The 25,564-nt window shown below is 36.2% G+C and carries 26 protein-coding genes; 20 read left to right on the plus strand and 6 right to left on the minus strand.

Features of this window, described 5'->3' with window-relative positions:
• Positions 1–43 precede the first annotated feature (43 nt).
• On the minus strand, positions 44–1,213 hold the full coding sequence (locus HMPREF2917_RS10315; protein ID WP_061591035.1) for a CynX/NimT family MFS transporter: 1,170 nt from the start codon (positions 1,211–1,213) through the stop codon (positions 44–46).
• 967 nt (positions 1,214–2,180) lie between these two features.
• On the opposite strand from HMPREF2917_RS10315, the gene HMPREF2917_RS10320 reads away from it, so the two are divergent.
• Together HMPREF2917_RS10320 and HMPREF2917_RS10325 are read left to right on the plus strand one after the other, a co-directional pair.
• Complete coding sequence (locus tag HMPREF2917_RS10320) at positions 2,181–2,462, plus strand: autorepressor SdpR family transcription factor (protein ID WP_031572731.1); 282 nt, start codon at positions 2,181–2,183, stop codon at positions 2,460–2,462.
• A complete protein-coding gene (locus HMPREF2917_RS10325) occupies positions 2,449–3,084 on the plus strand; it encodes an SdpI family protein (protein ID WP_070590681.1) in 636 nt (211 codons plus the stop codon). The genes HMPREF2917_RS10320 and HMPREF2917_RS10325 overlap by 14 nt, the downstream gene beginning before the upstream one ends.
• Before the next feature lie 646 nt (positions 3,085–3,730).
• Here the strand turns inward: HMPREF2917_RS10325 and HMPREF2917_RS11900 are convergent.
• Positions 3,731–4,156 carry a helix-turn-helix transcriptional regulator gene (locus HMPREF2917_RS11900; RefSeq protein WP_070590684.1) on the minus strand — a complete coding sequence of 142 codons (426 nt, stop codon included), beginning with the start codon at positions 4,154–4,156 and terminating at the stop codon, positions 3,731–3,733.
• Between the two features lie 283 nt (positions 4,157–4,439).
• Between HMPREF2917_RS11900 and HMPREF2917_RS10335 the strand changes: the two genes are divergently transcribed.
• The 8 genes from HMPREF2917_RS10335 to HMPREF2917_RS10365 all read left to right on the plus strand — a co-directional run bounded on the left by HMPREF2917_RS10335 (position 4,440) and on the right by HMPREF2917_RS10365 (position 10,702).
• Positions 4,440–4,679 (plus strand): hypothetical protein, encoded by a 240-nt coding sequence (locus HMPREF2917_RS10335; protein ID WP_070590686.1) that lies wholly within the window; start codon positions 4,440–4,442, stop codon positions 4,677–4,679.
• 120 nt (positions 4,680–4,799) lie between these two features.
• Positions 4,800–5,006 (plus strand): hypothetical protein, encoded by a 207-nt coding sequence (locus tag HMPREF2917_RS10340; RefSeq protein ID WP_070590689.1) that lies wholly within the window; start codon positions 4,800–4,802, stop codon positions 5,004–5,006.
• A 212-nt stretch (positions 5,007–5,218) separates the two neighbouring features.
• Positions 5,219–5,362, plus strand: coding sequence for a hypothetical protein (locus HMPREF2917_RS11575; RefSeq protein WP_176745969.1), 144 nt, complete (start codon positions 5,219–5,221; stop codon positions 5,360–5,362).
• An 86-nt stretch (positions 5,363–5,448) separates the two neighbouring features.
• Positions 5,449–7,164, plus strand: a complete 1,716-nt coding sequence (locus HMPREF2917_RS11445; RefSeq protein WP_141751557.1) for a hypothetical protein — start codon at positions 5,449–5,451, stop codon at positions 7,162–7,164.
• Between the two features lie 777 nt (positions 7,165–7,941).
• A complete protein-coding gene (locus HMPREF2917_RS10350) occupies positions 7,942–8,145 on the plus strand; it encodes a hypothetical protein (protein ID WP_003010127.1) in 204 nt (67 codons plus the stop codon).
• Complete coding sequence (locus HMPREF2917_RS10355) at positions 8,138–9,124, plus strand: ABC transporter ATP-binding protein (protein ID WP_003010129.1); 987 nt, start codon at positions 8,138–8,140, stop codon at positions 9,122–9,124. Before HMPREF2917_RS10350 ends, HMPREF2917_RS10355 begins: the two co-directional genes overlap by 8 nt.
• On the plus strand, positions 9,121–9,915 hold the full coding sequence (locus HMPREF2917_RS10360; RefSeq protein WP_003013825.1) for an ABC transporter permease: 795 nt from the start codon (positions 9,121–9,123) through the stop codon (positions 9,913–9,915). The genes HMPREF2917_RS10355 and HMPREF2917_RS10360 overlap by 4 nt, the downstream gene beginning before the upstream one ends.
• Before the next feature lies 1 nt (position 9,916).
• Positions 9,917–10,702 (plus strand): ABC transporter permease, encoded by a 786-nt coding sequence (locus HMPREF2917_RS10365; protein WP_003013947.1) that lies wholly within the window; start codon positions 9,917–9,919, stop codon positions 10,700–10,702.
• 633 nt (positions 10,703–11,335) lie between these two features.
• On the opposite strand, the gene HMPREF2917_RS10370 is transcribed toward HMPREF2917_RS10365, so the two are convergent.
• Together HMPREF2917_RS10370 and HMPREF2917_RS10375 are read right to left on the minus strand one after the other, a co-directional pair.
• Complete coding sequence (locus HMPREF2917_RS10370; protein WP_070590691.1) at positions 11,336–12,820, minus strand: RNA-binding domain-containing protein; 1,485 nt, start codon at positions 12,818–12,820, stop codon at positions 11,336–11,338.
• A gap of 166 nt (positions 12,821–12,986) precedes the next feature.
• Positions 12,987–13,907: a helix-turn-helix domain-containing protein gene (locus HMPREF2917_RS10375; protein WP_070590693.1), complete on the minus strand. Its 921-nt coding sequence runs from the start codon at positions 13,905–13,907 to the stop codon at positions 12,987–12,989.
• 320 nt (positions 13,908–14,227) lie between these two features.
• On the opposite strand from HMPREF2917_RS10375, the gene HMPREF2917_RS10380 reads away from it, so the two are divergent.
• The 8 genes from HMPREF2917_RS10380 to HMPREF2917_RS10420 all read left to right on the plus strand — a co-directional run bounded on the left by HMPREF2917_RS10380 (position 14,228) and on the right by HMPREF2917_RS10420 (position 21,301).
• Positions 14,228–14,443: a hypothetical protein gene (locus HMPREF2917_RS10380; RefSeq protein WP_070590695.1), complete on the plus strand. Its 216-nt coding sequence runs from the start codon at positions 14,228–14,230 to the stop codon at positions 14,441–14,443.
• Complete coding sequence (locus tag HMPREF2917_RS10385) at positions 14,443–14,898, plus strand: hypothetical protein (RefSeq protein WP_070590698.1); 456 nt, start codon at positions 14,443–14,445, stop codon at positions 14,896–14,898. Before HMPREF2917_RS10380 ends, HMPREF2917_RS10385 begins: the two co-directional genes overlap by 1 nt.
• Before the next feature lie 274 nt (positions 14,899–15,172).
• A complete protein-coding gene (locus HMPREF2917_RS10395) occupies positions 15,173–15,604 on the plus strand; it encodes a hypothetical protein (RefSeq protein ID WP_070590705.1) in 432 nt (143 codons plus the stop codon).
• Between the two features lie 2 nt (positions 15,605–15,606).
• The gene (locus tag HMPREF2917_RS10400) at positions 15,607–16,635 is read left to right on the plus strand and encodes a replication initiation factor domain-containing protein (protein WP_070590708.1); all 1,029 of its coding nucleotides are present in this window, start codon (positions 15,607–15,609) and stop codon (positions 16,633–16,635) included.
• A 65-nt stretch (positions 16,636–16,700) separates the two neighbouring features.
• Positions 16,701–16,949 carry a hypothetical protein gene (locus tag HMPREF2917_RS10405; protein ID WP_070590710.1) on the plus strand — a complete coding sequence of 83 codons (249 nt, stop codon included), beginning with the start codon at positions 16,701–16,703 and terminating at the stop codon, positions 16,947–16,949.
• Between the two features lie 9 nt (positions 16,950–16,958).
• Positions 16,959–18,452, plus strand: a complete 1,494-nt coding sequence (locus HMPREF2917_RS10410) for a tyrosine-type recombinase/integrase (protein WP_070590713.1) — start codon at positions 16,959–16,961, stop codon at positions 18,450–18,452.
• Positions 18,453–18,554: 102 nt separating this feature from the next.
• Positions 18,555–19,025: a MarR family winged helix-turn-helix transcriptional regulator gene (locus tag HMPREF2917_RS10415; protein WP_045760135.1), complete on the plus strand. Its 471-nt coding sequence runs from the start codon at positions 18,555–18,557 to the stop codon at positions 19,023–19,025.
• Positions 19,025–21,301 carry an ATP-binding cassette domain-containing protein gene (locus HMPREF2917_RS10420; RefSeq protein ID WP_062004529.1) on the plus strand — a complete coding sequence of 759 codons (2,277 nt, stop codon included), beginning with the start codon at positions 19,025–19,027 and terminating at the stop codon, positions 21,299–21,301. Before HMPREF2917_RS10415 ends, HMPREF2917_RS10420 begins: the two co-directional genes overlap by 1 nt.
• 103 nt (positions 21,302–21,404) lie before the next feature.
• Here HMPREF2917_RS10420 and rpmG read toward each other — a convergent pair whose 3' ends face one another.
• A complete protein-coding gene (gene rpmG / locus HMPREF2917_RS10425; protein WP_001265622.1) occupies positions 21,405–21,554 on the minus strand; it encodes a 50S ribosomal protein L33 in 150 nt (49 codons plus the stop codon).
• 15 nt (positions 21,555–21,569) lie between these two features.
• Positions 21,570–21,752 (minus strand): 50S ribosomal protein L32, encoded by a 183-nt coding sequence (rpmF, locus tag HMPREF2917_RS10430; protein WP_003009516.1) that lies wholly within the window; start codon positions 21,750–21,752, stop codon positions 21,570–21,572.
• Between the two features lie 214 nt (positions 21,753–21,966).
• Here rpmF and ilvD point away from each other — a divergent pair, with 214 nt between their 5' ends.
• Positions 21,967–23,670 (plus strand): dihydroxy-acid dehydratase, encoded by a 1,704-nt coding sequence (ilvD, locus tag HMPREF2917_RS10435; RefSeq protein ID WP_070590716.1) that lies wholly within the window; start codon positions 21,967–21,969, stop codon positions 23,668–23,670.
• 587 nt (positions 23,671–24,257) lie between these two features.
• A complete protein-coding gene (locus HMPREF2917_RS10440) occupies positions 24,258–25,532 on the plus strand; it encodes a uracil-xanthine permease family protein (RefSeq protein ID WP_070590719.1) in 1,275 nt (424 codons plus the stop codon).
• Positions 25,533–25,564 lie beyond the last annotated feature (32 nt).

A 25,564-nucleotide genomic window follows, 5' to 3' on the forward strand; every position in this document is an offset into this window, starting at 1 on the left:
GCACAAAAAAGGCCGGAAGACGAATCTTTCAGCCAGACGATGGTTATAAAATATGATCGACTTTTTCCACCTGATAAAGGGCAATCGCCATGATAATGGTTAAGACCAGTAGCATAAGAATGGCAGGTGTCCAAGAGTGGAAGAGAGATTTACTGTAGCCGAAGAGGATAGGACCAAAGGCTGCAAAGACGTAGCCTCCTGTTTGGGCAAGTCCAGAAAGTTGGGCTGTTTTTTCAGGTGTGCTGGATTTCATGGAGAAAGCGACCATGAGGTAAGGGAAGAGCGAACTAACGGAACTTCCAATCAGGGCATTTAATACCAACCAGTAGAAGAAGTTGCTGGTCGGGATTAAGAGCATGGCTACCCCCAGAATCCCTGCTCCGACAACAATCGTCAGCATCAAGTGTCGATTGCGATCGGATAACCGTGTCGTTAAACTTGGGATCGTCAAGGAGAACGGGAGACTGATCAGGGTGAAGACGGAGGCCAGTAGTCCAGATTCAACCTTTGAAAGGCCAGCTTGAACAGCCATGGTCGGAAGCCAGGTCATACTTGTGTAGAAAAGCAGTGACTGCAAGCCTCCGAAAATCATGATAGCCCAGACATATTTATTGGTATACCACTTGCTACTAGATTCCGTAGTAGCAGCCTTTTTGAGTCGGTGGTTGTAGCGAAGGTTAGGAATCCAGATGACCAAAGCAAGAGCACACAAGGCTGTCAAGATGTTGACCAAACCTTGCCAAGAAGTGGCTTTGGTGATCGGAACGGCCACAGAAGAGGCGATCGCTGTGGACATCCCCATAGAAGTGATGTACAAAGTGGTCAGAATGCCTAGTTGGCGGGGTCTGTTCGCTTGAATCAGGCTTGGAAGCAGCACATTGAGAAAGGCGATGCCAGCTCCAATCAAGATGGTTCCCAGATAGAGGAAGGGGAGGTTGATAATCCGAATGGCAGATCCGATCGTAATCGCGATCAAAACTAGGAAAAAGAGGCGCTCAATCCCCAACCTTTTAGCAAATTGAATCGCAAAAGGTGAGAAAATGGCAAAGGTGAGAAGTGGCAAGCTAGTCAATAGTCCCAGAGAGCTCACATCAACCCCCAAACCAGCTGCGATGTCAGACAAGACCGTCGGAAGCGTAGTAAATGGTGTTCGTAAAACAATCCCAAGCATAATGATGCCCGGGATGAATAGCTTAGAATGTGTTTTTTTCATAAATCCTCCTCAGACAAAAATTCTCTTCATTATAACACAGATTGAGCATAAATTGGAGTATTGATACAAATGAAGGAGAAGGAACGTAGTTCTCACTACCGTTCGAACTGCATCAACGTACCTAAGCTCGCTGATGTTCGCTAAGGGAATAAGGATCGTAGTTCTCACTGTCGTTCGAACTGCGTCAACGTACCTAAGTTCGTCTACGCCCCTATTGGACTTGACTCACTATGAATCGTAAGGAACGTAGCGTTCGAACTGCGTCAACATAACTAAGCTCATTAACGTTTGCTAAGGTACGTAGAAAAAGCCACCGGTTTTGGTGGCTCTTATAGGGAGATTATTATGAAAAAGTTTAGGATTTTCTATCAAACAAAGTTAGGAGGTCTTTATTTGATGGTTTTATTATAAGGCGGTTTGCTTAAAGAAAACTTAAGAAAAGGCGCTGTGTATGAGAATCGGTCTTAAGTCCGATAAAATGTATTAGCTAGCATCACAAATAAGCTGTGTTTTTATTTATAATAACTTTTTCTTTTTAAAGGATGTAGTTTCCGCTCTGCTTAAACTGCATCAATGTACCTAAGTTCACTAATGTTCGCTAAGGTAATAAGGAACGTAGTTTTCGCTTCGCTCAAACTGCGTCAACGTACCTAAACTCGCTGATGCTCGTAAAGGTACGTAGAAAAAGCCACCGGTTTTGGTGGCTCTTATAGGGAGATTATTATGAAAAAGTTTAGGATTTTCTATCAAACAAAGTTAGGAGGTCTTCATTTGATGGTTTTATTATAAGGCTGATTTCTTAAAGAAAACTTAAGAAAAGACGCTGTTTATAAGAATCGGTCTTAGGTCTGATAATTTTTTACAACAGAAGCTATTTAGATTTTTTTCTAAATAGAGTTGACAAAATGATAGTGGAGTTGTACAATCTATTTAGAAAGATATCTAAATAGATTAGAGGAGATAGAGAATGAATTTTGCGCAAACATTTAAAGCTTTATCCAATCCGATAAGAAGAAGTATCTTAGAACTGCTAAAGGCAGGGAAATTATCTGCTGGCGATATCGCTAGCCACTTTGATGTAGCAGGAGCGACCATTTCCCATCATTTAAGCCTTCTCAAGCAGGCAGATTTAATTCGAGAGGAAAAAGAGAAGAATTTTATCTACTATGAACTCAATACTTCAGTCTTGGAGGATTTAATGGTCTGGCTCGTTGATTTGAAAGGAGACTCTACTGATGAAAACGAATAAAAAACTATTGATATTAACTTCTATGGTGATACTTTTCCCCATGCTTTGGGGGCTGATGATTTGGTCGCAATTACCTAACCAAATCCCAATTCACTTTAATGTTGCTGATCAGGCTGATAACTTCCAATCAAAACCCCTGGTTGTGTTTGGCCTTCCTATCCTCCTTCTCTTGGTGCATCTGTTTGTGATCTTTATGATCGGACGGGATCCTAAGAATCGCACGATGAATGAAAAAATGGTCAAAGTAAACCACTGGTTGACTCCAATCGTTTCCTTAAGTATCTCCTATCTCATCTATAGCAAGGCGCTAGGATCTACTACCAATCCATCAGTTTTTGTTTCAGTTTTGCTGGGTCTTATCTTTGTGATCATGGGCAATTACATGCCTAAGTTGAAAGTGAACCACACGGTTGGGATCCGCCTTCCTTGGACCTTACAGAGTGAAGATAACTGGCACAAAACCCATCGCTTGGCAGGGAAGTTGTGGGTGATTGGAGGATTGATTCTCCTTCTTGAAGCTGGTCTTCAGTTCGCCGTCCCTTATGTACTGGGGATCGTCATCCTCACCATTGTTCTCATTCCGATCCTGTATTCTTATCAACTAAGTCGGAAAAATCGTTAGTATAAAAAACAACCAGAGAAGAAGCAGTCGTGAACTGTTTCTTTTCCGGTTGTTTTTGCTTGTTTTCATAAAAATAGATCAGATTGCGGCTAAACAAACGCTCTTATACTGATAACCATTCAAAGTTAGTTTAATTCTTTGTAATATAAGGAAGATTGCATAGTGTATAGCTCTTCATAGTATTTGTTTGTTTTCATTAAAGAATCATGTGGTAGTGTAAGATAAGTTGTGTAAACACAAAAAGGAATAAATCCGTTATAGTAGAGTTGCGAAACATTACTAGAAAGAGATTTACTCCTATGACTCAGTTGATCACAGAATTGCTTAACTTCCTATTCATCATTTCAAACTCTCAACTTTCGGGAAAATACTTATTTTTCGGAAAGCTTATAGTACATTCTCTGCACATGAACACTATATTATTTCTTAAATCAAAATGATTGTATCAACGTTTACAAAGATTAAAGAATTTTCTCTTGAATGTCTTTTTTTAGTTAGTAATTTTTTCACTAAATTACTCTTTTGTATTATTGGCTTCTTATGATTAGTATAAGTATATAAGAAAAAGCTTCTTGTTTGCCGTAACAAGTTACAGTTAAAAGATCGCTTTTCATTTTTTGATGACATCTAGAATCTAATGTTTCCGTTATTTATTTTTTTTATTAAATCCATTGAGAACAAATGGGATCAGTGCACTAATTATAGTACCTGCAATCATAGCAGACGTTGAGGATACAATTAATTTAGAAGCTTGAGAAATCTCATCAAAAGCTAGATTTTCTTCTTCAGCTTTAGACAATACTTCTAATAGCATGCAAGCACGCTCGGCTCGATCAGAGTCAGTTGATTTTAGTTTTTCAATTTCAAAATCAACTACCGTTCGTATTGCAATATAATGAAGTTTGGTTAGTTTACTATTCTTTGTTTCTAAATTACTAATGGTTTGTTTAGTAACTCCAATAAGATTACCTAAATCTGCACTTGTCCAATTTAAGATCTCTCTGATAGACTTTAAATTGTCTTGCAGTATTTGTCTTGTTTTCTCATTTGAGGGATATTTTTCTTTTTTCATTTCACGACACCTACAATTCTGTATTTACATTATAACAGAAATTTGAACCATTAAAAAGCATTGTTTAGGTCAAAATTATAATTTAGATAAAAAATACTTGACAAAATAAAATTAGTGGACTATAATATCGGTATTCTTAAGAAAGTGAGGAATAAAGTTATGATTAGCTTATAAAAAATAAAGTGAATCATATATTTGTTCTAGATTCTGTGTCAGAAATATGACCAGAAGTTTTTTGGGGATAGAGTATATCCTGCCGTGTAATTATAGGAGGAAAGTCATAATGGATTTACAAGTAATATTTAATATTGTGTTGGTTTTTGGACTGATCTATTTAGTTGTTAGAAGATATATTATTGCATCAAAATTTGCAGACTATATGATTAAGAATGGCGGGGAAGAAATTGAATTTATAAAAGAGAACAACTTGAGTTTCTCTGAATGTGTAAAATTGCTTAATAAAAAACATAAAATTGGGATAGTTAATGCATTTTCAGTTGTAAACTGTTTAAGAGAAAAGTAAGCTAATCCTTTAATTTCGTTAATAAAAATAGCCGAAGTCACAGTATTTACCATGGATCAGTCTGAATCTGATAATGTAGAAGCTTCATATACTTGTTTATTAAAAATAGGAGTTTATATTATGTCAAAATTATACGAATGTAGTGAGTGTGGTGAGTTGTTTACCAAGCATGAAATTGATTGGGAAGGTAGCGATGAAAGCTATGAGTCTTATTATTGTCATGACTGTTCTAGGTTTCTAGAGCAATGTGGAATTGATGCAATGGATCCTGATGGATTTGGGTATGACGAATATGGAAACTGGGATTCGGAACGATTAGGATTATAAATACCATAGATAATTATTGCATATACCATTGTTAAGTTAACCATAGAGGATCATAACATTCTGGAATAAAAGAAAAATACAAAACAGTTTTACATTTAAGTAGACAAATATAATAAAAACGGTTACACTATTATTAGTTCAGGATTAAAAGTCGCTGACTAAAATAGTCTATCCAGAGAAATTGAGCGTTAAGCTCAGAAGGGGGTAGAGCTATGATCTTGAATGTCACTTTAGACTGGAAAGCAGTCGCGGCGGCTGGACTTTCTGTAGCCTTTATCATTTTGTCTTTGAAGACTGATGCTACTGGAGCAGAAAGAGTACTTACTACAGCGGTGAGCACTCGATTAGGAAATTAGTGATTGCTAAATAAGCAATCACTAATTTTTCATTATATATACTTATTTCATTCATTACATTCAATAGTTTCAGGGAGCGTATCTTTATGAAAAATACAAGTTTAATCTATGAGGAAGTATTATTGAAAAATTGCTTTAACAAATTGAAATCGATTCGTGATGGTTGGGGGTATGAAGCGAATGATAAATTTGGACTGTCCACTATAATAGACATTTATAGTGATGATTATTTTAATTTTGAAAGCATTATGAAATGTACAGAATCTGCTATATTTGAAGCAATACCAGAAATAATTATGTATCTATTTGAAGAATATAAAGTGAACATAAATTGGATTCAAATCTTTGAAAAAGATGCAAAATTATATTCAATTGGAGATGATGAAGAAATTTTTGATTATGTTGATCAAGGCAATGAAAATGTATGTTATGCTTTTAGTTACGAAAATGAACAAAATGAGAAAATACTTTATATTTTTAAGAAATTTGGAATACAAAATAGATTTCCTAAATCGATAATAAAAAAAATAATGCAAGAAAATCATTTAACAAAGTGTTTTCATATTTCATTTATAGAAGACGAAGCTTATAAGGAGATAATTAATCATAATTCTAATTCTGATGATGCAACTAAAGGAACTGGATTGTATTCATTGAAACAAATTTTTAATATGTTTTTTGACTGTGATGAATATGACATATTCAAATCATATACTGAAAAGTTAGCTGAAAAAGTTAAAGACTACTATGGTTTTCAAATAGTAAGGACCTTGACTCAAAACAATTTATATAGCTATAGAAAAGTTATTGAAGATACGATATTAAAAATTGATGTAAGCAAACTAGATGTTAAAAATAGAATTTCAAGTGATCAAAAAGAGATATTAGATAGACATTTTTATAATAATTATAAACTTCTTATTGGTAATAGTGTTTTTGCTCAGAGTTTTATGACTGCAGAATGGTTATATTGGTCTTTGCAAAATGTTTGTAATGTTGACTTAACTTCGATTGCTATGGGGTATTTTAAAGCAATCGAACAATTTCTCTATTATTTTATCAGTCTACATACATTAGAAAAAGATTCTGTTGAAAGAAGGATTTATACAGGGAGTGGTCGTGAACGCCTTACAGATAATTTATTAAGTGATGAAAGAAAGGTAAAAAACATAAATCTTAATGCTTTAACAAGATTCTTCGGTGACTTTAAAAAGGGTCGTTGTTACGTAAAAAATAAAGATCTGCTAGCTTCTGGAATAAGTGATGAGACTTCCCATTTTATACTAGAAACGCTCTCGGATATACCACGTCTTAGAAATGGTTATTTTCATAAACATAACTTATGTAATTGGAATGAAGTTGAAAATTCTAGAAATTGTACACTTCTGGTTTTCTATTTATTACTGGGAGGATATAATTTTTCAGAGTCAAATCTAAAGGAATTGAGTGTTGTCCAAACAGAGACAGATGGTTTTTATCAACTATGTGAGTATATAAATAACAAGTTTAATAAATTTCCTGATTTTAATATTCCAATATATTACTTTAAGGAAGAATGTGGTAAGTATGATTTTTATTTTGCTGAGAAAGATGACTATATTGAATACTCTACAACTGGTGTACCTAAATATTCAGGAGTTTATTTCAGAAGGGCAGATAAAGTTAAATATAAGTTTACTAAGTCTAATATACCTTATGAAATTTGGGAAGGGACCTTTTCCATGTGTAAAGATGGAAAATTAAATATAATTCCATCAGGACCCAAAAAAATGATTTATAAAAATGGTGATTTTTTATTATAAAGATTATCAGATGTCCATTTCAAATTAAGTTTTAAGCTTGATAAAGAATTTTTAAAGATTTAGATGCTATTTTAATCTTTACCTTTTTCTCTACTATTTTTTAAAAATAGGAAAGAGCGCTAGTATAAAGAGATTATTTAATTTATAAAGAACTAAATTATTCCTCTATTTTAAAAATACTGATTCATATTTTATGAAATGAATAGGTGGTTCTAGTTCTGAAAATCCTTGATATTACACTGTTTTTAGTCCAACTGAAACTCACACTTTCCAAACCAGGTCTTAAGAAAGCTCGTAAAGCATCACAATTATCAAAACGTTAATCAACACGCTTATATCAACGTTTACAGACATTTAAGAAATTTCTCTTGGATGTCTTTTTTTGTCTAGCTAAATTTTACAAATTGGGCAATTTAGGTTACTCAATAATATAAAAAAGATAAAAATTTAAAGTTCGAATTTTAATTTTAAAAAAAGTAATTATTATTGAATATCTGTTCAAACATTTTTTCTTTTCTAAGGTTAATATAAGCATATATACTTTAAAAAAGGAAGTCAAACATCTTGCTCATAGATTTTTGCATTTTTAAAAAATACATTTTGTCATATAATAATGTGGAAAATTGACGGATTCCTTAAATAATCATACAATATGAATATGTAAACCCTTACATACTATTCTACTTATACTTGATAAAATGCAAGTTCTTGAGGATCTATAAATATATAGACACTCTTCTATTTATAAAGTGAAATAAAGAATCACGGAGAAAGTTTATGGATATTAAAGAGACATTCAACCAGCTAGACAATACAAAATTTAATGATTTCAATAATCGCCTTGAAGGTTTTGAGAAACTTTTTAAAGACAAATATTATTTTACCCATCCCGAAGATTTTAGCTCAATCTTTAGCATTTTGGTAAAGTATGGAAAAAGTACAAGTAAATATATTTTATCGAAAGGAGAGATATATGAGTGAAATAGTTATTAATGCTCAGAATTTATCTAAAAATTTTTATAATTTTGATTCAAGACTCCCATTTATCAAGAGATTTTTGAAACGTAATCAAATAACGATTCGAGCTGTTCAAGATATTAGTTTTACGATTAAGAGAGGGAGTATAGTTGGCTTTATTGGGAGTAATGGAGCTGGTAAATCCACAACGATTAAAATGTTGACTGGGACTCTTTATCCTAGTTCCGGAAAATTAGAAGTGAATGGAGAAATTCCATTTAAAAGAAGTATAAATTTTAGAAAAAAAATTTCAATAGTAGTAGGAAATAAATTACAGTTATTTCAAGATGTTTCGGCTATGGATTATTTTCAATTGATTGGTACTTTATATGAGGTAGAACCGGCGATTTTACAAGAACGAATTCAGGAATTAAGCAATTTGTTGAATGTAAAAGATCAGCTTTACCAGCAGGTCCGGACCCTCTCTCTTGGACAAAAAATGAAAATGGAGTTTATCGCGGCATCTTTAACAAGTCCGGAAATATTATTTTTAGACGAGCCTACTATAGGGTTAGATATACAGTCTAAAAAAGATATCAGAACATTTTTAAAGAAAATGAATGAAGAATGTCATACTACTATTATTTTAACGAGTCATGATATGGATGATATTTCGTCTGTTTGTGACGAATTAATCGTCATTGACAAAGGAAAAATTATTTTGCAGGAGTCAATGGATGTTATTTTATCTAAATTTTCTGATTTTAAATATTTAAAGATAAAAATGACATTAGATTTGGTACCAGAGTTATGCTCTGTTAAAGGAGTAGTAGTCATTTCTCAAACAAAATCGGAATGTATACTAAAAATACCTAGAGATTTTGTCTTTGAGACATTAGAATCAATCAATAAGCTTGTAGATATAGAAGATTTTGAAATATCAAATCTTTCTTTAGAAGAAATTATTTTACAAAACTATTTTACAAAAAAGGAGCACAATTGAAAAAAGAAATGTCTATTATTCTGATATCATTTCGATCTATTTTGAACTATAAATCAAGTGTACTATTGTTAATGTTACAGGCAAGTATACAAATTATGATATCAGTATTTTTATGGACGTATATATATCAGAGTAACCAGATAAATATAGCAGGATATGATTTTACCTCAATGGTTCAATACTATTTGGGGACTATAATTTTTTCATATTTTGTTTTTTATCCAGTTGATTGGGAAATCAATGACGATGTTCATTCAGGAAATTTTTTTAGCATATTAATAAAACCTGTTACTTTTTATAAGTATTATTTTTGTAAAATGCTTGGAGATAGGCTTGCTCATTTATTATTTATCATCATTCCTGTCATTTTATTCTCCAGTGTTTATTACAAGAATGAGTTATTAACCATTGAAATTCTTATTTTAGGAAGTATTGCAATTATTCTATCTATGGTTCTATGGTTTTTAATATCATGTTGTGTAGGTATGCTTTCTTTTTGGTTAGAAAATATATTTTTTGTCCTTACTGTTAAAGAAATAGTAATTCAGTTTTTATCAGGAATATTATTGCCTTTAAGTTTTTTTTCAAATAATTTTCGTCTGTTTTTAGATGTATTACCTTTTAAATACTTAGTATATGAACCGCTTCAGATGTTTAGTAATGATACATATAAATTAATAGACTATTTGAGAATTATTTGTATTCAATTGATTTGGTGCATCATTTTTTATATTATATCAAGATTCATATTGAGAAAAGGAGTGGAGCACTTCTCAAATGTGGGAGGATAAAATGTTTAGAATAAAAGTAATTTTTAGGCTACTTCATTTTGGTTTTAAATCTGATATGAATTTTCATTTTGACTTCTTTTGTGGTCTATTTTCGTCGATACTGTGGATTGGTTTACCTATTGTATTTTTTAGATTGATTTTCTTAAACATAGACTCTTTTAATGGTTGGGACTATTATCAAATTTTATTTTTGGTAGGTTCCTACACTATTGTAGATGGAGTTATGATGGGATTGTTAATTAGAAGTATGGGAATTTTAGAATCAGATATTTTGAGTGGTAACTTGGATCAAATTTTATTGAGGCCGTTTGATACTCAGTTGTTCTATATTTTTAGATCATTTAATTTAGTTCAATTCGTGAATACTTTTTTTGGTCTTGCGATCATTTTTATAAGTTATGGAAATTTAAATGTACATTTAAATTCATTAAAAATATTATTTTATATCCTTTCTTTAATGTGTGGTTGTATTATATATTATTCAATTTGGTTTCTAATAACGATTAGTTCATTTTGGTTCCCAACTAAATTTTCAAAAGTAGATGTATTTTTGAATTATATTGGAATTTCTAAGTATCCATATAATATTTTTACAGGTATTAACAGATTGATCACTATGTTATTTGTTCCCAATTTATTAATTGCCAATCCTGCAGTATTAATATTTTTAGGGAAAGATACATTGAACCTATTTTTCTATCAAATAGTTTTTACAGTTTTTTTGATTATTATCAGTCGTACAATTTTTAGAAAAGGATTGAAAAAATATGAAAGTGCAGGAAGATAAACAATGTTGTTCAGTTATATGTTTGACTAAAGGAAGTGATTCGCTGTACTTTGTTTTGTGGTCATTGAAACATCAGATAATTATAAACTATAATTTAAAGAATAGTATTATTAACTTATAGGTGCTAAGAAAAAATTTAAAGAAATTCCCTCATTCAATCAAACTTATTCATATTTTTTAAAATAAGAAAATAGTTGGATTTTGATGATGGTTGATATAAAGCTAAACTGAAAGTACCTGAAATCCAACTGTGTCAAACCAGGTCATACGATCTGTGAGAAAAAGAACACATAACAAAAAGAGGAGCTTCACAATAAAGTTCCTCTTCTTTTATATATCCGAATCATTATTCTTATTTCAAAAAAGGTAGTGAAAAAGGTAGTGATTCGGTTGATTTATATTGCAATGTAGTGAAATTTAGAATTTCAAGAATCGCTTAAAATCAAGGTTTCTAACATCTATTGACGTGTAGTGAACCCCTATTTCACCTCTGTAAGCGTAATATGTAATTTAGCAAGTTTCATGATGTACAGAAACGTTGATTTTATGGGCTTTTCAATCTTTCAATTATTGATGAAATAGAGTGATTTTGACCTTGCTTTAGTTTTAATCAGACAAAAATCAGATAAAGCTTTAGTTCTTGGTCATAAAATCACCAAGGTTTTTAATTTTTTGTTTGATGATATGATATTGTTCAGATGATGTTCTAGGAAGAACATATTTTGTTGAACGTCCCTTGCCAATTACCTCTATATATTGCTTGCTTTGAAGAGTTTTTAAGTTTTCTCTGAACTTATATTCTGTCATCAGATTATTCTCAATAACATCGTTTTTGCTAATGCTTTCATTTTCGATTATGTACTTGAGAATAGCTCTTTCATCTTGTGTTACATCTTGGTATGAAGACAACAAGTCCACTTTCCAAATGGTTACGATAGTACTATCAAAAGTAGTTGAAACTTCGGGAATTTTCAATTTGTATTTTTCTGACACATCAAAGATTTTTGGACCGCCTGAGCCAGCCTTCTCAGACATTCCGATTCTTCTGAATAGCGATGAAATTGTACCGTTTCGTGTTTTTGACGTACCGCCATGTATAAACTCAGGAATAGAAATTTTCATTTTTCCTGGATTCTTAAATTCATAAAAATCATTATATGCGGTGATAACGATAGGTGAGTCAAAGTCATAGTAAGCGTGCATTAAGCAGTTTACTAGTGCTTCACGTATAGATTCAGATAAATCTTTTTTAAATGGTAAACGATGGGCAGATTTATCATTGAGTTCGAACCTATCGTTGGTAGTTGCAGTTAATTTCTTGTATGCTAAATTAAAAAAGTCATACATGTTCAAATCAGGGTACATCATGTCCCCTGTTGAAATCCTATCATTCCACCTAGTAGAAAGTGAGTTGTCCTTTTCAAAGTAGTCTAATTGAAATTTAGGATACCTAGATATTATGGAGTTGTATTTCCCGAAAAATAGTAACCCTCCTGCAGTCAACTTATAAGAGCCATCTGTTCTATCCTTCTTAAAAACACCAATTTCAGTTAAGAAGTCCCTAAGTGGCATATTGGTGTACTTAGTGTTCCCGCTTAATTCGATTAGGAGTTTTTTATACTCTTCGATTGATTCAATATTGAGGTCACTTTCGTCATAGTTAGTTAGGAGTTCGCCATCAATATCATCATGGGAGCTTGCCATGAGATACTTTAGCTCTTCTTTATCAAGTCTAACATCACCTTCCCCTAACCTTTTATAAGATTCTCTAAAATCATTTTTAAGATGGACAGGTTTTTGGTCACTACTGGCTTCTCTAATCGTTATTACCATAAGTTGACGATTTTTATCAGGAATATCAATGTACTCAATATCATTATCGGTTAGCAAATTACAACTTACTTTTTTTCTATTAGAGACTAGATTAAACAAGTCATTCCTAACTTTTTCAGGATTCATAACTCCCTGAAAAGGGTCTTCATTATTTTCATCTACTCCCAAGACAACTTTCCCACCATTGGTGTTTGCGAAAGCAGAATAGGTCTCCCAGAAAGAATCAGGAAGTGCATTTTTAGCTTTTTTGTACTCTAAATCATTGCCTTCAAATTTTAATTCCACACTTTTTCCTCCTAACTTAAAAAATCAAATTGCAGGGTATCACGCGAAAATCACGCGAAAAAAATTTTTGATAATACTCAATTTTGCTTGATTTTAAAGCATTTTTGAGCAGTGCGTTTTAAAAAGATATCGAAATTCACGCGAAAGTCACGCGAAAACCACGTGATTATTTCTCCGCCCAGTCAGTCCAGTCATCAAAGGTCGTATTATTGTAAAGTTCTATCAGTCGTGGTCTGACAGATTGGATAATTTCAACTAATTCATGCCCTTCATGAAATTGTGAAAAAGGCATACCAACTGTTGCTTGGGACATATCTGAAAGTAATTGCCTTGTTGCTTGGCTATCTGCAAGTGTATTGATTAGAAAACCGAGTAGGTAATTGGAATCATAGCTAACTTCTACACTTGCTGATGGCGAATCTTTAATCAGGCGTTCATAGCCCTTTTTAATTTCTTTTTTGATTTTATCTTTGGAAAGGATTTCTAGATTTCCGATAAAATCATATGAAGTATAGATTTGGTTAGCAAAGTAATCAGAAAGTTCGTTGATTTTAGTATCATCAAGTCCGTCTTGCTGGCTTAAGTAGGTTTTGGCTTCCTTCCTAATTGTGTCCCTCAGCGTATCATAAAGCATTTCAAAAAAGATATCATCTAGGTAGCCTTCTTTTGGGTATCCAAATTCATTTTCCCAGTCAGGATTTTCAAATGTTCCAATGGTTACTCCCCCACTTCTTGTGACCGATTGTATTGGATTTGTTTTTATTCTAAAAAGCTCTTCTTTTATTTTTAATGGAGTATCAGGATACTCATCTAGGAATGTGCCATAACCAAGTTTTCTAAGGTAAAGTTCAATATATTCTTCCAATTCTCCGTAGTAAAACCAACCTACGGGTTTTCCATAGATTTTTGACACTTTCTCTAAAACTTCAAGAGGAGCTAAGTTATCTCCTCTTACATATGCGTTAATCGTTGATTTTTTTAATCCAAGACGGTTTCCAAATTCAGTAAAAGACAAATTTAATTCATCTTTGACTTGTCTTAATCTTTGACCAACAGTCTTTTTATCAGGTTTAAGTATTTCAAACATAGGTTACCTCTCAGACTATTATAACACAGGTGTTTATAAAATCGTACATTTTTTGAGAAAAACGCTTGACTTCGTGTATGATATCGTATATAATTATTAATGAGCATTAAGGTTGCTCAAAAATTTTACACCAAACGTACATAAAATCGTACATTTGTGTTAGAGAGGAGCTAACCCAACAATCAAAAAAGAAAGGAGGGTACAAAAAATCCTTGAACAATCTGGTACATCGTTCAAGGACAGTAAATCTAATTGCTGTAATTATACCAGATATTTCGGATAAACGCTAGTTGAATGCAGAATCAGAAAAGAGGGTAATTATGAATTTAACAGGTATGGAACTACAAATGGTAGAGTGGGTAGCCTACTCACCAGATACACAAGAGAAAGTCTTAATCAAACCAGAGGACTGTAAAGATTTGAATGACAGAGAACTCTATCGCCTTATCAAGGATATGGGATTTGAGCGATTGATTGAATCTAGAGCTTTGCAGATTTTGAACGACTTTCTTAATCAGAAAATACAGGTAAACTAATGAGTAAATACGATTATCAAGAAGTTGTAGATAGGGTTGATGGTCTCAACTCAGTCTCAACATTGAAAAAGTGGCGGTTAAAGATTGAAAGTCTAACTGGTACTCAATTCAATGAAAGTAGAGTGAGAACGGGTCGAAAATCTTATTCTAAAGTTTATCTTTTTACAGAAGATGACCTAAATCATTTTCAAGCGATTGCTGATAAGAAGTCTTCGTTGGGGCTGGAAAGAGCAATTCTAAGTGTTTATGGGTTTTCTAAAGAAAATGATTATCAAAAACCTATTAGAGAACTTGTTGATGAGCTAGAGGTCTCCTTTAAGGAAATCCGAGAAGATTATCGAAGGAACCTAGCAAGGTTGAAACAGGAGTTAGAAGTGCTTCTGGATAGAATCCAGGCCTTAGAGAAAGAGAATGAAAAGAAATCATCTAAGAGACTTGGCTTCTTTCAACGATGAAGACGGTTCGCCACCCCACCACTGGGCGAGTGGTCAACACGGTAGCCCAGAGCAGGTGGGAAAGGTGGCAAACGGCTGAACTCGATTTGACATTTGCACCCCAGTCCCTATTAGGGGGTGCACACATACATAAAATGTGGTCAAATTCCTTGATACACAAGGGGTTCAGTGATTTGAAGTAAATTTCACGAAAAAACATTTATGAAGCCTATGATATCAACGGTTTACGATGGATTTCATGTAGGCGTAGCTTTTATGAATAGGAGAAAAAAACATGACAAAATTTAACTTAACAGACGAAACTATAAAAGTTGGCGACTTGAAATTGGATAAATCACAATTTGACATTCCAAAGAAAGTGACCATCCTTTCTTCACGAGTTGCACCAGTCTATAAAAATGTCAATGGCGAAAGCATTGCGACAGATGAAGTAGCTAAAATTACTTGCTCTGTACAAGATACAGACAAAATCCAAGCCTTGAAAGACCTGGGCTATTCCCCTGATGACCTCAAGGGTATTCGCTTGGAGATTGTAGACAATCTTAACAAGTTGGCTAAATCCGTTGAAAAGGATGAGCTGAACTCACTTGTAGTAGAACTTGTCAATCCAGAAGTCCACCTTGGTTGGCGAGCTAATAATAATGGTGGTGGAAATTGGGGAGGCTTAAAACTAGTGGCAACTGATATTAAATTTATTGGAGCCTAGACATGGATAACTCAGTGATGTTAGACTACTTAGCCGTAACGATTAAAGGCTTAGCTCCAGATGATGTCATTGAGAAAATCCTCATTCTTCCTAAAGATAAGTTTGTTCTCAATGAATGGGGGATAAACAAGTACCAAAGGCATTATGCCTTCTCAGAGATAAAGGTTTACTTCAATAAAGACTGGGAATCAAAAATGGGAGTTTTTATCGAACTGAGAGGGCAGGGGTGCCGTCAGTATGAAGAATACATGGAAAGCAATGTCAATAACTGGGTAACCCTAATGAAACGCATTTCTGAATGCCATAGTAATTTTACAAGACTAGATATCGCCAATGATATTTTTGATGGTAGTCTATCCGTCCCGCTTATTTATAGTTATTGTAAAAAGCAACTCTGCATATCAACCGCTAAAACCTTTGATTACCATGAAAAGAGTATTCTTGAAAATGGTGAAAAGGTTGGTGAAATGGTAACGATTGGTGTTAGAGGTACTCAGCAATGGTGCATCTATAATAAGCTATTAGAACAAAAACTGGATAAAGATTTACCAGAAATGCCCTCATCATGGACAAGAGCAGAGCTTAGATGTTGGCAAGAAAAGGCAAACTTACTGGCTCAACAGATAAAAAAAGGACGTCCCCTTAAAGAGATTTACTTTGAAGCGATTAATGGACACTATCGCTTTGTCAGTCCGAGAGATAAGGATTCCAACCGTTGGCGAAGAAAAAACGTAAAATGGTGGAATGACTACTTAGAAACACAAAAAAAGACGGTCTTAAGTGTAAAGCGGACAAAACCCACCCTAAAACGGTCTGAGCTATGGACAGAGAAACAAGTCTCACGAACACTTGGAAAACTCTATGTAGCAAAAGCAGAATCTTACGGACAAGAAAAGGCAGATGGCTATATTCAACACTTACTTGAGCTTGGGATATCCAAACTAACGGAAACAGATGAGACTGATATTCAGCAGTACAAACAAGAGCAACAAAACTCAGCTTATTGGGGTATAAGAAAAGACGACCTGTAGCAAACTACAAATCGCCTTTCCAAAAATAACTAACTTGATTATAACCAAAATAGAAGGAGAATTCAATGGCAACATTAAAAACAGAACTTGATTTTGACTTGACCCGTAACTGGTACCGTAAATCCGTCTTTCTAGATGAACTCTGGCATGGCATGACCGTTGCAACGCTCAATAGCTATATTCGTCAGATGAAGGACAGCCCATACGCTTTCGGTATTAAAGGAACACATGGCAATGTCTTTATTCACTCAGAAGTCTTCGTGGCATGGTTTGACCACAAAATTGCCAATCAATATGTCGCAAAGATGGCGTAGGTAATACCTATGAGAGATAATAGTTCAAGAGTACTCATCATCAGTTCTTGGCGACCAGACCCTTATAAAGCAGGCAATGTCTTGGTGAAGTTCGCTATGCGATTTACCCACCCTATTACTAAAAAATCTCACAAGAAATACCTTTCTACAGGTGCTGGTAAAGGGTGGTTTACCACTAAGGCAAGACCAAGTAAAAAGACATCTTCTGGAAAAGAACGTCTTTTGGTCAGCGATATTAAAAACTCACAATTGATAACACAGGTCACGCAAGAACTGAATAAATTAGTTGATGACTATATCGCTGAGATAACAGGTATTAAGCCTAAGAAAGCCAAGAGACTTTTAACCCTAGAAGAAATCGCTAAGCCCTATGATGAAGATGGAAGTCTTTATGGTAAAGCCTTTAAAGCATGGTATGAAAGGGTCAAACCAGCCAATAATACTCTTAAAACAAGGGTTACTATCTATAACCGCTATTTAGTGCCTAATTTTGATACCAGAATGTCTATCACAAAATTTGCCTCTATGACAGATGAAATTCAAAATCTCATCAATGCTTCTTCCATGCACATGGCAAGAAACCTGCATATTTATCTTAAGATGGTTTTTGATTGGTCAGTCGAAAACGGACAGATTACTCTTACACAAGACCCGATTGCCAACAATAAGGTTAAAAGGCGAGTTCTGACAAAGAGTGAGGAGCAAAATAAGAAACGTGAAGATATTGCAGAAAAATACCTAGAAGCAAGTGAGGTTAACTACGTTCTCCGACTGATAGAAAGCTGGACTAACCGTCCTGATAATCAACTTATCGCAGATGTGTTGAGAATGATTTTTCTAACAGGTATGAGACCAAGTGAAGTTCTGGGTTTGAATGAGGATATGCTTGATTTTGAGGAGAAGTGGATAAAGGTTCATTGGCAGAGGGCAAGCAAAAATAAATCAGATGAGGTGATGGAAGCACTTAATCTTGACGAAAAGGAACGTTACCGAGCAGACCTTAAGACCAAGGAAAGTGTCCGAACGATTCCAATGAGTCCTGAGGTAGAGAAAATTTTGCGACATTATATAGACAGAAATAAGTTTCAAGCTCAATTTAACCCTACTTATCAAGACCTAGGCTATCTCTTTACCAGAACCTATATCAGAACAGGTAATCGGCAAGGCTCTCCGCTTTATCATAATGAACTCTCACAATTCCTGAGAGGTGGTTCTAGTCAGTCAGCAAAATATAATAAAAAATCTGGTAAACCCTATAAGGACATAGATAGCTTCCTAGACTTTGGCAGACCGATTCATGTTATCCCTCATATGTTCCGCCATAGCTTTATCTCCATTATGGCTAGCGAAGGTATAGACCTCTCCACCATTCGAGAATTTGTTGGACACTCGGAGGATTCCAAGGAGATTGAGCGTGTCTATCTCCATGTGATTAAAAAGCAAAAAGACACCATGAGAGGAGCTGTAGAAAGGCTGGAAAAATTGATTAATAATAAGAACTAAGTGTGGAAAGGAGGATACTGCCTCCTTTTCTATTTGACATAGATATTTTTTTAGGATATAATTTAGTCTGTAATCAGACCAAAAGAGAGGTAAGGAATTATTTTGGAAACAGATTTTATGAAGCAATTATCAGTACAAGAGAAAGAATTCTCATCTCTTTATCGTGTCATGGCTAAGAATTTTGGGCTATCTGAGAGTAGCGTGTGGGTCTGTTATTTTTTATTAGTAAATAGTGGTGATATCACTCAGCAGGACTTGGTTGAACAGATGATGTTCCCAAAACAAACCATTCACTCTTCGGTAAAAAAGTTGAGTGCTGACCAATATGTAAGGGTGACGCCACTACCAAGTTCTCGTAAGAGCAAGAAATTGTCCTTGACTGAAAAAGGCAAAACTTATATAGAGATGACCGTTGCTAAAATGGTGGAAGCAGAAAAAGAAGCAATAAGGGCCATGGGGCAAGAGGATATGCAAAAATATGTTGAACTTCAAGGAAAATATCTAACTCTTGTGAAGAATGAATTTACTAAAGCTGAGCTGTTAACTTTAACTGACGATATGGAGAATAATTGATGGAAACAGATAGTATTGAAATTTTTGGTGCTAAAGAGCACAATCTAAAAGACTTTGATGTGACGATTCCTAAGAATAAGCTAGTGGTTTTTGCAGGTGTTTCAGGTTCGGGGAAGTCTTCCCTTGTCTTTGATACGCTAGCAAGAGAAAGTAGTAGACAGTGGCAGGATAGTTATCCTCTCTTTTTACGGAACAAGCTACCTCACTATGAGCGTCCTCACGTAGACGAAATTAAAAATTTACCCCCATCTATCGTTGTCGATCAGAAAGCTTTAAGGACTAATACTCGTTCAACAGTCGGGACGGCTATGGACATTGCTCCGCTTATTCGTCTGCTGTTTTCACGGGTTGGTCAACCGAGTGCGGGTGGTTCAATGGCTTATTCTTTCAATCATCCTGCAGGGATGTGTCCTATTTGTACTGGGATTGGGAAGGTTTATCAGTTAATTGAGGATAAGATTTTTGATACCACAAAATCATTGAATGAAGGTGCTATTAATTTTAGCCAATTTTCGAGTGGCTGGCAGGCTTATCTTTACAAAAATAATCCTTTACTTGATGCAGATAAAAAGTTAGCTGATTTTTCTGAGGAAGAATGGCAGATTTTGCGAGAAGGAAGCGATGAAATAGTCAAGGTTGAATTTCGTTCTAATAATACGGGGAGTGTGGACCGTGTTGACTATGAAGGTGTCATTCCGCGTTTCTACCGCCTCTATCTGAAAAGGGATATTTCTAAGCTGAAAAAATCATTGCAAGAAGAAGTGCTATCTCTTGTCATTCAGGTACCTTGTGCCAGTTGTGAAGGCTCAGGACTAAACCCCAAGGCCTTAGCTTCTAAGATAAACGGGCATAATATTGTTGACTATATGAACTTATCAGTCAGTGAACTCTTGCCTTTACTTGAAGAAGTTGATAGTCCTTTAGGTCAATCATTAGTTGCACAAATCAAGTCAGCTATTAAGCGGATGGAGACAGTTGGGATTGGTTATTTATCTTTGTCTCGGAAGACAGAAACCTTATCAGGTGGTGAGATGCAACGGGTCAAGTTGGTGCGACACATCGGTTCCAGCCTAAGTAATGTCAACTACGTTTTTGATGAACCGACTGCAGGTCTGCACCCTCATGATGCCGAGAAAATCGGTCAGCTCTTGTTGGATTTAAGAGATAAGCACAACAATATTTTGGTTGTGGAACATAGCCGACAAATGTTAGCTTTAGCGGATGAAGTCATTGAATTGGGACCATTGGCTGGTCGGGAAGGCGGTAGGCTAATTTTTCAAGGAAGTCTTGTAGAGTTGCAAAAAGCTGACACCTACACAACCCGTGCCCTAAATCAACCACTTAGACTGAATCAAGACCCACTAGCTTGGACAGAATATTTTGCCATCAAAGATGCTACTGCAAATAATCTTAAACAGGTTAATACAAAAATCCCTAAGGGAATCTTGACCGCAGTAACGGGTGTCGCGGGTTCAGGGAAGAGCTCTCTGATTGGTGTCGAATTTATCGAAAATTACCCAGATGCCATTATCATCAATCAAAAACCTATTGGTACCTCCATTCGTTCCACACCAGCAACTTACTTAGGAATAATGGATGAAATTCGAAAATTATTTGCCAAAGCCAACAATGTAACCCCTAGTTGGTTTAGCTATAATTCAAAAGGTGCTTGTCCAATTTGCAAGGGAACTGGAAAAATCGTTTATGACATGGCTTTTGCGGATTCAGTTGAGGTCGTTTGTGAGGAGTGCGGGGGTCACCGTTATAATCCTAAAGCGCTCAGCTATCGTTATCAGAATTTCACAATTGAAGAGATTTTGAATCTAACTGTCGAAGAAGCATTAACAGTTTTTTCTTCGAACGATAAGATTTGTCAATCTCTGTCAGTCATGAAGGAAGTTGGCTTAGATTATCTGACTTTAGGTCAGCCTACAAGTACCTTGTCAGGTGGAGAAGTGCAACGGGTTAAGTTAGCTAGTAAGTTACAAGAGTCAGGACAAATCTTTGTTCTCGACGAACCAAGCACAGGTCTGCATAGTAAGGATGTTGAACAACTGCTTAGTTTACTAAGACGCCTCGTCAATCAAGGGAATACGGTTGTGATGATTGAACATCGCTTAGAACTTATTGCTCAAGCTGATTGGATAATTGATTTAGGACCCGAGGGCGGAAAGAATGGGGGGTATATTTTATTCGAAGGCAAACCAAGAGATATTATCAGTTGTGAAGAGTCTCAAACGGGGAAATATTTGAAAGAAATTTTAAATTTCAGTTAAAATACGTCAATTGCTTCTAATCAGACAAAAATCAGACAAAACCACATTATAAAAACAAAAAAAGCCTAGAAACGTTGATTTCATAGGCTTTTGGTATATTGTCTTACTTAACCTCTGTAAACACAACGTGTTTGCGAAGTTTTGGTGAGTATTTCTTCAATTGAAGACGGTCTGGAGTGTTACGTTTGTTTTTAGAAGTAAGGTACAAGCGTTCACCAGATTCTTTGTGTTCAAGTGTAATATTTACGCGCATGGTATCTCCCTTCTATTATTCAGCTGATGCAGCTTTAGCGATCTTACGTCCTTTGTAGTATCCTTTAAGTGATACACGGTGTGAACGTGAGTAATCTCCAGTTGCTTCGTCAAAGTTTACAGATGGAGCTGTTACTTTGTAGTGCGTACGACGTTTGTTTTTCTTCGCTTTTGATGTGCGACGTGCAGGTACTGCCATTTCGTTTTTCTCCTTTTAAGATATAAATTCAATTAGGTTTGATTTTCATCAACTGTAACAGTATAACAAAACTTTTTTGTAAAGTAAAGTTACTTGACAAAAAAATTGAAATTTTTGAAAGAAACTTTTCTGTTGTCTGTTTCTCCAAAGTCCATGCCTATCTTTGTGGCCTATTTTATGCTATAATGGTAAAAAATGTAACGAGAGGAATGACATGACAGAATTAGACAAACGCCATCGTAGTAGTGTCTACGATAGCATGGTAAAATCTCCCAACCGTGCCATGCTTCGCGCGACGGGAATGACCGATGAAAGCTTTGAAAAGCCAATTGTCGGAGTGATTTCGACATGGGCGGAAAATACCCCTTGTAACATCCACCTTCATGATTTTGGAAAATTGGCCAAAGAAGGTGTGAAAGATGCAGGTGCTTGGCCGGTCCAATTTGGCACCATTACGGTTGCGGACGGGATCGCTATGGGGACGCCTGGCATGCGCTTCTCCCTAACGTCACGTGATATCATTGCGGATTCTATCGAAGCTGCGATGGGTGGTCACAACGTGGATGCTTTTGTAGCCATCGGGGGCTGTGATAAGAACATGCCTGGTTCGATGATTGCCATTGCCAATATGGATATCCCTGCGATCTTCGCTTACGGTGGGACCATTGCTCCAGGGAATCTCGATGGAAAAGATATCGACTTGGTTTCTGTTTTCGAAGGAATCGGGAAATGGAATCATGGTGATATGACGGCTGAAGAAGTGAAGCAACTGGAATGCAATGCCTGCCCTGGCCCTGGTGGCTGTGGTGGGATGTATACGGCCAATACCATGGCGACAGCGATCGAGGTCCTTGGGATGAGCTTGCCAGGTTCCTCTTCTCACCCTGCTGAATCAGCTGATAAAAAAGCCGATATCGAAGAAGCGGGTCGTGCAGTTGTCAAAATGCTTGAAATGGGACTGAAACCATCTGACATCTTGACCCGTGAAGCCTTTGAAGATGCGATTACAGTGACTATGGCGCTGGGTGGCTCCACCAATGCGACTCTTCACTTGCTCGCGATCGCTCATGCGGCCAATGTGGATTTGACACTTGAAGACTTCAATGATTTCCAAGAGCGTGTGCCTCACTTGGCAGACTTGAAACCTTCTGGTCAATACGTCTTCCAAGACCTTTACAATGTCGGTGGTGTGCCAGCCGTCATGAAATACCTTCTTAAGAATGGTTTCCTTCATGGGGATCGCATCACATGCACTGGTAAAACAGTAGCTGAGAACTTGGAAGACTTCGCTGATTTGACACCAGGTCAAAAAGTCATCATGCCACTTGAAAATCCAAAACGTGCGGATGGTCCATTGATCATCTTGAAAGGGAACTTGGCTCCAGAAGGGGCGGTTGCCAAAGTATCAGGTGTGAAAGTTCGTAACATCACGGGTCCTGCTAAGGTCTTTGACTCTGAAGAAGCTGCCATTGAAGCGGTTCTTTCGGATGAAATCGTGGATGGCGACGTTGTTGTTGTTCGTTTCGTAGGACCTAAGGGTGGTCCTGGTATGCCGGAAATGCTGTCCTTGTCATCCATGATCGTTGGTAAAGGCCAAGGAGATAAGGTGGCCCTCTTGACAGACGGACGCTTCTCAGGTGGGACTTACGGTCTCGTTGTTGGTCACATTGCGCCTGAAGCCCAGGTCGGTGGACCAATCGCCTACCTCCACACAGGAGATCTGGTAACGGTTGATCAAGATACCAAAGAAATCACCATGCACGTTTCAGACGAAGAGTTAGCAAAACGTAAGGCAGAAACAACCTTGCCACCACTGTATAGCCGTGGGGTTCTGGGTAAATACGCCCACATCGTTTCTTCCGCATCACGTGGTGCTGTAACCGACTTCTGGAATATGGAACAGTCTGGTAAACAGTAATTACAAGGACGACTTTGTCCAAAGAGAGAGTGGGACAGAAATCGGTGATTCGTTAGAATTCGATTTCGTCGTCCCACCTCCGCACAGTTGAGTAGGGCTGTATAAGCTGATGAAATCAGCGTATTAGAGCCCACTCAACCACTGCGTCTTGCTCTACAATCCAAAAATAATTGAGAGGCTAGGACTTTTGTCCCAGCCTCTTTTTTGGGTTCAGAGTGGCTATTTTCAACCCTGTCGCTAAAACGTATGAATATTACTTTTTGGGGGATTTGGGTGTATCATCTGTTATTTTTCTTGTAAATCCATCTATAATTTGCTATAATTGTGACTAATCGAATCAATCCTTTAATACTGTCCAGAGAGGCAGGCAAGGAGCCATGGAAATGAAAGGCCTGGGAAGACCAGCCTATATTTTGTGTATCTCCTTGTTGTGGGGGATTTTTTTGTATATTGAAAAGTGGTTTGATAAAAAAGAAATCGTCGATGATGGAAGCAGGGAGTGCATCCTTACGATTTGGTCATCGAAGGTAGATGTTTTTGTTCAGCCATAGCTTGTCGCATCTTAATTTTAGGAGGTTTTTACGATCGTGAATGACGTTAAATATGATGTGAATGATATGCCAAAACCTGGTTTATTGATTGGTTTATCTTTCCAGCATTTGTTTGCCATGTTTGGGGCGACGGTGCTGGTGCCGATTTTGGTTGGGATTGATCCTGCCATTGCTTTGTTCTCATCTGGTTTGGGGACCTTGGCTCACTTGTCAGTGACCAAGTATAAGATTCCTGCTTATATGGGGTCTAGTTTTGCTTATATTGCAGCGATGCAAATGCTGATGAAGTCAGATGGGATCGCGGCAGTTGCCCAGGGTGCTATGGCGGGTGGTTTGGTCTACTTGTTTGTAGCTCTGATTGTTAAGCATGCGGGTAAAGATTGGATTAATAAGGTCCTTCCACCAATCGTGGTTGGTCCCATTATCATGGTAATTGGTTTGAGTCTTGCGAAGAATGCCGTCACTGATGCGACAACCTTAAATAATAGCTACAGTGGCTATGCTCTATTGATTTCGATGGTGACCCTCTTTGCGGTTATCCTATTTAACATGTATGGCAAGAAGATTGTCGGTGTCGTCCCAATTTTACTTGGATTAATTGTGGGCTATATTTTCTCATTGGCTCTTGGTTTGATGACAGGACATAGTTTTGTCAATTTCTCAGAGGTAAGTGCGGCGCATTGGATTCAAGTTCCAAACTTTGACATTCCATTTGTGGATTATAGTTTTAAGCTCTATCCAAGTGCGATTTTGACCATGGCTCCGATTGCCTTTGTGACCATGACGGAACATTTTGGCCACCTCATGGTTTTAAATAGTTTGACTGAGCGTGATTACTTCAAGGATCCGGGGCTTGACCATACGCTTACTGGTGATGGCTTAGCACAGATTATTGCTGGATTCTTTGGAGCTCCTCCGGTAACCTCTTATGGGGAAAACATTGGGGTGATGGCCCTTAGTAAGGTCTACTCAGTTTACGTTATTTCAGGCGCAGCAGTGATTGCGGTTGTCATGAGCTTTATTGGGAAGCTATCAGCACTCTTGCACTCTATTCCAACTCCTGTATTGGGAGGTTTGTCTATTGCCCTCTTTGGGGTTATCGCTGCTAGCGGTTTGAAAATTTTAGTTGAACATAAGATTGATTTTGACAATAAAAAGAATCTCTTGATTGCAAGTGTGATCTTGGTATCAGGGATCGGTGGTTTGATGATTGACCTCGGTGGTCTTCAAATCACTGGTGTCGCAACGTCAACCATTCTAGGAATCGTGTTGTACCAAATCCTTCCAGAACCAAAAGCTGATGAGGCTTAGTTTGTTCTGGTAGTGAAAAAGTTTGAATGGAT

It is taken from the genome of Streptococcus sp. HMSC061E03 (assembly GCF_001813505.1).
Classification (GTDB): domain Bacteria; phylum Bacillota; class Bacilli; order Lactobacillales; family Streptococcaceae; genus Streptococcus.

What these genes read in the sequence shown, in the direction of transcription:
- HMPREF2917_RS10335 (WP_070590686.1), top strand. Translation starts at nt 4,440, where the DNA reads ATGGATTTACAAGTAATATTTAATATTGTGTTGGTTTTTGGACTGATC.
- HMPREF2917_RS10405 (WP_070590710.1), top strand. Translation starts at nt 16,701, where the DNA reads ATGGCAACATTAAAAACAGAACTTGATTTTGACTTGACCCGTAACTGG.
- rpmG (WP_001265622.1), bottom strand. Translation starts at nt 21,554, where the DNA reads ATGCGCGTAAATATTACACTTGAACACAAAGAATCTGGTGAACGCTTG.
- HMPREF2917_RS10355 (WP_003010129.1), top strand. Translation starts at nt 8,138, where the DNA reads ATGAGTGAAATAGTTATTAATGCTCAGAATTTATCTAAAAATTTTTAT.
- rpmF (WP_003009516.1), bottom strand. Translation starts at nt 21,752, where the DNA reads ATGGCAGTACCTGCACGTCGCACATCAAAAGCGAAGAAAAACAAACGT.
- HMPREF2917_RS10315 (WP_061591035.1), bottom strand. Translation starts at nt 1,213, where the DNA reads ATGAAAAAAACACATTCTAAGCTATTCATCCCGGGCATCATTATGCTT.
- HMPREF2917_RS10325 (WP_070590681.1), top strand. Translation starts at nt 2,449, where the DNA reads ATGAAAACGAATAAAAAACTATTGATATTAACTTCTATGGTGATACTT.
- HMPREF2917_RS11900 (WP_070590684.1), bottom strand. Translation starts at nt 4,156, where the DNA reads ATGAAAAAAGAAAAATATCCCTCAAATGAGAAAACAAGACAAATACTG.
- HMPREF2917_RS11445 (WP_141751557.1), top strand. Translation starts at nt 5,449, where the DNA reads ATGAAAAATACAAGTTTAATCTATGAGGAAGTATTATTGAAAAATTGC.
- HMPREF2917_RS10420 (WP_062004529.1), top strand. Translation starts at nt 19,025, where the DNA reads ATGGAAACAGATAGTATTGAAATTTTTGGTGCTAAAGAGCACAATCTA.
- HMPREF2917_RS10320 (WP_031572731.1), top strand. Translation starts at nt 2,181, where the DNA reads ATGAATTTTGCGCAAACATTTAAAGCTTTATCCAATCCGATAAGAAGA.
- ilvD (WP_070590716.1), top strand. Translation starts at nt 21,967, where the DNA reads ATGACAGAATTAGACAAACGCCATCGTAGTAGTGTCTACGATAGCATG.
- HMPREF2917_RS10350 (WP_003010127.1), top strand. Translation starts at nt 7,942, where the DNA reads ATGGATATTAAAGAGACATTCAACCAGCTAGACAATACAAAATTTAAT.
- HMPREF2917_RS10395 (WP_070590705.1), top strand. Translation starts at nt 15,173, where the DNA reads ATGACAAAATTTAACTTAACAGACGAAACTATAAAAGTTGGCGACTTG.
- HMPREF2917_RS10375 (WP_070590693.1), bottom strand. Translation starts at nt 13,907, where the DNA reads ATGTTTGAAATACTTAAACCTGATAAAAAGACTGTTGGTCAAAGATTA.
- HMPREF2917_RS11575 (WP_176745969.1), top strand. Translation starts at nt 5,219, where the DNA reads ATGATCTTGAATGTCACTTTAGACTGGAAAGCAGTCGCGGCGGCTGGA.
- HMPREF2917_RS10340 (WP_070590689.1), top strand. Translation starts at nt 4,800, where the DNA reads ATGTCAAAATTATACGAATGTAGTGAGTGTGGTGAGTTGTTTACCAAG.
- HMPREF2917_RS10380 (WP_070590695.1), top strand. Translation starts at nt 14,228, where the DNA reads ATGAATTTAACAGGTATGGAACTACAAATGGTAGAGTGGGTAGCCTAC.
- HMPREF2917_RS10385 (WP_070590698.1), top strand. Translation starts at nt 14,443, where the DNA reads ATGAGTAAATACGATTATCAAGAAGTTGTAGATAGGGTTGATGGTCTC.
- HMPREF2917_RS10365 (WP_003013947.1), top strand. Translation starts at nt 9,917, where the DNA reads ATGTTTAGAATAAAAGTAATTTTTAGGCTACTTCATTTTGGTTTTAAA.
- HMPREF2917_RS10410 (WP_070590713.1), top strand. Translation starts at nt 16,959, where the DNA reads ATGAGAGATAATAGTTCAAGAGTACTCATCATCAGTTCTTGGCGACCA.
- HMPREF2917_RS10400 (WP_070590708.1), top strand. Translation starts at nt 15,607, where the DNA reads ATGGATAACTCAGTGATGTTAGACTACTTAGCCGTAACGATTAAAGGC.